The organism is Calditerricola yamamurae (genome assembly GCF_054654135.1).
The window spans coordinates 274,584-281,656 of the sequence record NZ_BAAIFH010000003.1; the positions used below are offsets into that span (position 1 = coordinate 274,584).

5 protein-coding genes and 1 pseudogene are annotated in these 7,073 nt (G+C 63.3%); all 6 read right to left on the bottom strand.

The features are described from left to right. Positions 1 to 33 precede the first annotated feature (33 nt). Positions 34 to 486: a D-aminoacyl-tRNA deacylase gene (gene dtd / locus ACYQ0Z_RS01410; protein ID WP_459863690.1), complete on the bottom strand. Its 453-nt coding sequence runs from the start codon at positions 484 to 486 to the stop codon at positions 34 to 36. 109 nt (positions 487 to 595) lie between these two features. After that, on the bottom strand, positions 596 to 2,749 hold the full coding sequence (locus ACYQ0Z_RS01415) for a RelA/SpoT family protein (protein ID WP_459863691.1): 2,154 nt from the start codon (positions 2,747 to 2,749) through the stop codon (positions 596 to 598). Positions 2,750 to 2,890: 141 nt separating this feature from the next. Next, positions 2,891 to 3,409: an adenine phosphoribosyltransferase gene (locus tag ACYQ0Z_RS01420; protein ID WP_459863693.1), complete on the bottom strand. Its 519-nt coding sequence runs from the start codon at positions 3,407 to 3,409 to the stop codon at positions 2,891 to 2,893. Beyond that, positions 3,393 to 5,798, bottom strand: coding sequence for a single-stranded-DNA-specific exonuclease RecJ (recJ, locus tag ACYQ0Z_RS01425; RefSeq protein ID WP_459863695.1), 2,406 nt, complete (start codon positions 5,796 to 5,798; stop codon positions 3,393 to 3,395). Before recJ ends, ACYQ0Z_RS01420 begins: the two co-directional genes overlap by 17 nt. A 182-nt stretch (positions 5,799 to 5,980) precedes the next feature. Then, positions 5,981 to 6,139, bottom strand: a pseudogene (locus tag ACYQ0Z_RS01430) (cation efflux transmembrane domain-containing protein); the annotation flags it as partial. Positions 6,140 to 6,292: 153 nt separating this feature from the next. After that, a partial coding sequence (gene secF, locus ACYQ0Z_RS01435; RefSeq protein ID WP_459863697.1) for a protein translocase subunit SecF occupies positions 6,293 to 7,073 on the bottom strand: 781 nt, incomplete at its 5' end.

Consider the following 7,073-nt stretch of genomic DNA (forward strand, 5'->3'; position numbering starts at 1 on the left):
GTCCGGAGGGGGGTTCGTTTTGTCACAACAGCATCAGGTTCCCCGAGAAGGCGACTCCAGGATGAGGGTCACCGGTCCCACGTTGGTGAACGTCACCTCCATCATGGCGCCGAAACGCCCCGTTTCCACCCGCACGCCGTACGCGCGCAGACGCTCGTTGAAGGCCTCGTACAGGCGCTGTGCCTCTTCCGGACGCGCCGCGGCGACGAAACTGGGGCGGCGCCCCTTCCGGCAATCGCCGTAGAGGGTAAACTGGGACACCGACAAGATGTCCCCCCCAACCTCGAGCAAGGACCGGTTCAGTTTGCCGGCATCGTCCTCAAAGACGCGCAGATGCACCACCTTCTCGGCCATCCAGGCCAGATCCTCTTCCGCATCCCCATGGGTAAACCCCACCAGCAGCAAAAGTCCGTGCGCAATGGCGCCGACCGTCTCACCCCCAACGGTGACTCGCGCATCGCGCACCCGCTGCACCACCACGCGCACCGAAATCCTCCTCCCTTCTTCTTCAGCCCATCGGTGTTATGCCTTCTGCCCATTTCCAGCCTTGCCGCACCTTGGGACGGACCCGGGTGGCCGCACAAAAAAGCGCGCCCTACTGCATGACGCGCTGCACGGCATAGATGTCGCGCACCTTCTTGATCTGCTCCACCACCCGGTGCAGATGTTCGAGGTTGCGAATGGCCAGCGTCATGTGAATGCTGGCCAGGCGGTTGCGGTCGGTCCGGCCTTGCACTTCGGTAATGTTCGTCTTCGTTTCGGCCACCGCCTGCAGCACTTCGTTGAGCAGCCCCCGCCGGTCCAGGCCTTTGATCTCGATGTCCACCGGGTAATAGGCGTCGGACGTGCCCACCTCCCACTCGGCAGGCAACAGCCGTTCGGGATCGCACCCGTTCTTCACGTTGGGGCAGTCCTTCCGGTGAATGGAAACCCCGCGGCCCCGTGTGACATAACCGAGAATTTCGTCGCCCGGAACGGGGTTGCAGCAACGCGAAAAGCGGACGAGCAGGTTTTCCATCCCCTGCACGCGCACACCGTTGTCGGCCTGCTTTTTGCGCGGCAGGGCACGCACCTCGGGAACGACGAGGGTTTCGTCCTGGTCCTGACGCAGGTGCTCCCGGAGACGGCCCGCAATCGAGCCGGGCGAGATTTCCCCGTACCCCACGGCGGCCAACAAATCATCGGCGCTTTGGAAATTGAGCTGGCCGGCAACACGGGCGAGGTTCTCGTTCGTCAGCATCTCTTTGGCTTCGGTTCCGTGTTTTTCTAGTTCGGTGGCGATCGCCTCCCGCCCCTTGGCGATCGCCTCCTCGCGGCGCTGCTTCTTGAACCACTGCCGAATCTTGTTGCGCGCCTGGCTAGTCTTGGCGATCTTCAGCCAGTCCTGGCTGGGCCCGTAACTGTGCTTGGACGTCAAAATCTCAACGATGTCCCCCGTCTTCAGCTCGTAATCGAGGGGGACAATCTTGCCGTTCACCTTGGCCCCGATACAGCGGTTCCCCACCTCGGTATGGATGCGGTAGGCAAAATCGAGGGGCACCGCGCCCTTCGGCAGCTCGATGACGTCTCCTTTCGGCGTGAACACGAACACCTGGTCGGAAAACAGGTCCACCTTGAGGGACTCCAGAAATTCCTGGGCGTCGCGGAAATCCTGCTGCCACTCGAGAATTTCGCGGAACCACGACAGCTTCTTCTCAAAGGGGTCATCGAGCTTCGTCCGCCCTTCCTTGTACGCCCAGTGGGCGGCAATGCCGTATTCCGCCGTGCGGTGCATCTCCCACGTGCGGATCTGCACCTCCATCGGTTCGCCGCTCGGGCCAATCACCGTGGTGTGCAGGGACTGGTACATGTTCGGCTTGGGCATGGCGATGTAATCCTTAAACCGGCCGGGCATGGGTTTCCACATCGTGTGGACGATCCCCAGCACGGCATAGCAGTCGCGGACGGTGTCGACGATGACGCGCACGGCCAAGAGGTCATAAATTTCGTTAAACTGCTTGTTCTGGGTAACCATTTTACGGTAAATGCTGTAGATGTGCTTGGGCCGTCCGGAGATGTCGGCCTTGATCCCCACCTCGTTCAGCTTGTCGCGCAGTTTGGCGATCACTTCCTCCAGGTACTGCTCCCGCTCTTGGCGCTTTTTCTTCATCAGGTTGACGATGCGGTAATACTGCTGGGGATTGAGGTAGCGCAGGGAGATGTCCTCCAGCTCCCATTTGATCGAGGCAATGCCCAGTCGGTGGGCGAGAGGGGCGAAGATTTCCAGGGTCTCCTCAGCAATCCGCTTTTGTTTTTCCTCCGGAAGGTACTGCAGCGTACGCATGTTGTGCAGGCGGTCGGCCAGCTTGATCAGGATGACGCGGATGTCCTTGGCCATCGCCACCAGCATCTTGCGGTGGTTCTCCGCCTGCTGTTCTTCCTTAGACTGATATTTGAAACGGCGCAATTTGGTCACGCCGTCAACCAGGCGGGCGACTTCTTCCCCAAAACGCTCGCGGATCGCGTCGAGCGTCACCTCGGTATCCTCCACCGTGTCGTGGAGAAGCGCGGCAACAATGGTCACCTCATCCAGCTGCAAGTCGGCGAGGATGGACGCCACCGCCAAGGGGTGGCTGATGTACGGCTCGCCCGACTTGCGGAATTGTCCGGCGTGGGCTTGGGCCGCAAACTGGTATGCTTGCTCGATTTTGTTTACGCCGTCGTCCGACAGGTAAGTTCGAACGGTCTGTAACAGATCATCAATCCCCAACCCGATCACCTTTTTCGTTCCGCACGGATAGTCATGATTTTATTGTACATTATCGACCATGGGCGGGAGCATTGTAAAGGTTTCACATAACAGAAGCGACCTGCACCTCGTGCAGGCCGCCTCTTCGATCCGTTTCTTCCGTCAGTATTGGACCAGAGAGTAGATGTCGTACCCGGCCAGCCGCTCGCGCCCCTTCAGGTACGTCAGCTCGATGAGGAAGGCACACCCGACCACGCGCCCGCCCAGCTGCTCGACGAGGGAAATTGTCGCCGAAATGGTTCCCCCCGTGGCCAAAAGGTCGTCGGCGATGAGCACGCGCTGGCCCGGTTTCACCGCGTCCTTGTGCATGGCCAGAACGTCTTTGCCGTACTCCAGGCTGTAGCGGGCTTCCACCGTCTCCGCCGGCAGCTTGCCCTTCTTGCGCACCGGCACGAATCCGACCCCCAAGGCATAGGCCAGCGGCGCGCCGATCACAAAGCCGCGTGCCTCGGGCCCGACGACCAGCTCCACGTCCTTCTCCCGCGCATAGGCCAGCAGGGCGTCAAGGGCCGCCTTGTATGCGGGGCCGTCCTTGAGCAACGTAGTGATGTCCTTAAACAGGATGCCCGGTTCGGGGAAGTCGGGGATGACGCGAATCTTTTCCTTAAAGTTGATGGTCATGGCACAACGCCTCCTCGTTCACCGTCTCGCCCAGCAGCTGGGCAAACCACTCCGCCAGCGCCGTCTGGGACGAATAGACCAGTTCGCGCTCCAGGGCGCACCGCTCTTCCTCTTCGCGGTACCGCCGCGAGTCGGCCAGCTGACGCCGCGCCGGATTGGGCGTGCGAACCACCCCTTCCGCCGTTAGCGTCACCAAGCCGAGTTCGGCGAACACCTCAAGGATGAACCGCGCCGTGCGGGGCCTGACACCAAATCGCGCAACCGCGCGAAAGAAGGATTCGTCAAGCCGCCGCGGCCGGCCGCTGGGAAGGCAGCAGTACACCACCTTGAACGCCTCGCGCCCGGGAAAGGCCCCAAAGGCGCGCTCCGGATCGCCCCCAAACAAACAATACACGCGGCTCAGACGCGGAAAAGCCTTCAGCGCCAGGCGCAGCGCCTCCCGATGGGTCGGGAGGTCGTACAGCACGACGTGTTCCACCTCGTCGGCCACGGGCGGCGCATTGACCCATCGCACCGCGCCATCCGGCATCACGCGGCCCCCGCGCAGGCCGTTCCCGACAACGTCGAGGACGTAGGCCAGCTCCCGTTCGCGCCGGTCGGAAAACACGAACACGGCGGTGCGCCGGGGCTCGGGCACATCACGCAGCCTTTCCCCGGGATTCGGCGCACCGCGCCAATCAAACACCTGCACATGGGGAACGGCCACATCGCGCAGGACAAGCTGCGGACGACGCACGCCATTCCACTCGTTGACGGCCAGCTCCCCCACCACGTCAAGGCGATCGGCCGGGGTGAGCGAACCGGCCAGTTCGCCCAGCGAAAACCCCACGGCATCCAACGTGCCGCTGCCGTCCGAAAGCAGTGCCTTGAGATGCTGCCCGTCCCGCCCGACGCGCCGATACTGGACCAGACGCATGCCGGAAAGGATCACCCGCGGACAGGGGTTGCCAACGCCGAAGGGCGCCAGCCGCATCAGCGCCTCCACCGCTTCGAGGGTCACCTCCGAGAGGGTGCACGCGGCGTCCACATGGGTGACGGGAACCAGGTCCTCGTCCCGAAGGCGTGCGCTGGCTACGGCATTGAACCGCTCGCGCAGATGCGGGATAGCATCGGCGGGCAGGCTCAGGCCGGCGGCCATGGGATGCCCGCCGAAATGGGTGAAGAGATCTCGACAGGTGGAGAGGGCTTGATACAGGTCAAACCCCTCGATGCTCCGCGCGGAACCCTTGGCCATCCCCGACGCCGCATCGATGGACAACACCACCGTGGGGCGATAAAAGCGCTCCACCAGTTTGGAGGCAACGATGCCCACCACACCGATGTTCCACCCTTCCCGCGCCACCACAATGGCGCGGTCGCGCGACCAATCGCAGGTGGCCGCCACCTCCTCCGCCGCTTCGGCGGCCATCTGCTCGACGAGGTCCTGCCGCTGCCGGTTCAGTGCGTCGAGGCGTTTGGCCAGCGCCTCCGCTTCCGCCGCATCGTCGGTGGCGAGGAGGCGAACCGCGTCGTCGGCCGACTCCAGCCGACCGCCGGCGTTCAGGCGCGGGCCGAGGGCAAAGGCCACGTGTCCCTCGTCGACGGATTTCCCCTCAAGGCCGCTGACGCGCAGCAGGGCGCGCAAACCCGGGCGGTTCGATCCGTTCAATGCCGCGAGCCCCAGTTTGGCCAGGACGCGATTTTCATCCACCAGCGGAACGAGGTCGGCAATCGTGCCCACCGCGGCGAGGTCGACCAGTTCCATAGGCGGACGGCCCAGGAGCGCGTGGGCCACCTTGAACGCCACGCCCACGCCGGCCAGCTGATCAAAGGGATACGCGCAGCCCGGCTTTTTCGGGTTGATCACGGCATAGGCATCGGGCAATTCCGGGGGCGGCTCGTGATGATCGGTGATGACGACGTCCACGCCGCGCGCACGGGCGCGCGCAACGGCCTCCACGGCGGTAATGCCCGTGTCGACGGTTACGAGGAGGCCGAACCCCTGTTCAGCGGCCCATTCGACCACCTGCGGATGCAAACCATACCCTTCGGTAAAGCGGTTTGGTACATAGTAAGCGAACCGTGCGCCCAGCATGCGCAGGAGGTGGATCATGAGCGCCGTGCTGGTCACGCCATCCGCGTCGTAGTCGCCGTAGATGAGAATCGGCTCGTCGTCGGCTATGGCCCGTCGGATGCGGGAAACGGCCCGTTCCATGCCGTCGAGACGGAACGGGTCGTGAAAGTGGTCCGGGGCCGGGTTGAGGAAGCGCTCCGCTTCCTCGGGATTGGTGATCCCCCGCTGAACAAGCAGGCGCGCCGCCAGCACCGGCAGGCCACACAGCCGGGCCAGGCGCTCGGCCGCCTGCTCATCGTACGGCCGCATGTGCCACCGCGTCTTGGGCTTCAGCACGCACTTCACTCCTTGCTCGGACCGCTTTCATTATACGAGATGGATGAGGCGGTGTAAACGTTCGATTATACAACGTGATTGCCCGCTGTTTTCCCGCCGTTTCCGGGGTCTTCACCTTGGAAATCCGAACATTTCCGTGATAACGGGTTGACGTGAACCCAGGCGTCGCGCACATAGGAAAAGGGCGGCTGATGGGCTAAGCGCAGCCCGATCCACACCGCCAGGGATCCGGCGACATCGGTAGCCGAATTGACGGCGTCGGCGATCAGCGCGCGGCTCCCCGCCCATACGCCGACAAGCCCCTTGACCACGGCTAAGAGCACGTTCACGCCGACGCCCATGACCGCCAGGCGGCTGGCCAGGCGAAAGCGCCGTTCGATCGTCACGTCCTCCACCCCGAATCACAACGATCGCCGCAACGGGCGAACGGAAATCGAAAACCGCGGGGGTCTCCCGCGGCCAAACACTGGCAAATCCGTTATTAGTATACCATGTCACGAAGCGCTTTCCACGGCCTTGGCCCGCGAACGGCGCAGCTCCCACACCTTCCACTCGTACCACAGCTGGCTCGCAACGAAGATGGACGAGTACGCTCCCGAGACCAGGCCGACGATCAGGGCGAGGGAAAAGTTGCGAATGCCCTCCCCACCGAGGAAGAAGAGGGCGACGGCGGTAAACAGCACCGTGAGCACCGTGTTGACCGAACGGGTCAAAGTTTGGTTCAGGCTGGCGTTCACGAGGCGCGCCAGATCGTCCGCCGTCTTCAGCCGCTGCGCGTACTTTATGTTTTCCCGGATGCGGTCAAAAATCACGATCGTGTCGTTGATGGAGTACCCGACGATGGTCAGCACTGCGGCGATGAACGGCAAGTCCACCTCCAGGCGAAGCAGCCAAAAGGCGGCAATGGTCGCCAGAGCGTCGTGAAAGAGCGACACCAGCGCGGCGACGGCGAAACGGTATTCAAAGCGCAACAGCACGTACAGGGCAATGCCCACGGAGGCGATCAGCACGGCCCAAGCCGCCTTCTGGGCCAGTTCGCGCGCATACAGGGGATCGACGGTGCTCTCGGTAAAGTTGACCGTCGAACCGAGTTTGTCGGTAAGGCCCTGGCGCAGGGCGGCAATCTGGTCCTTGCTCAGCGTCTCGGCGTAGCGCATCGCCACGCGCTCGCCGCCGCCACCCGTCTCCACCGTCGCCGGCTCAAGCCCGCCCAGTGCTGCCGTGGCCGCATTAACCACCTGTTGGACGTCCACCGGCTTGCCGGCATCCACCTCG

Excerpts from the sequence above, each read along its gene's own strand:
- ACYQ0Z_RS01420 (WP_459863693.1), bottom strand. The coding sequence starts at position 3,409 with ATGACCATCAACTTTAAGGAAAAGATTCGCGTCATCCCCGACTTCCCC.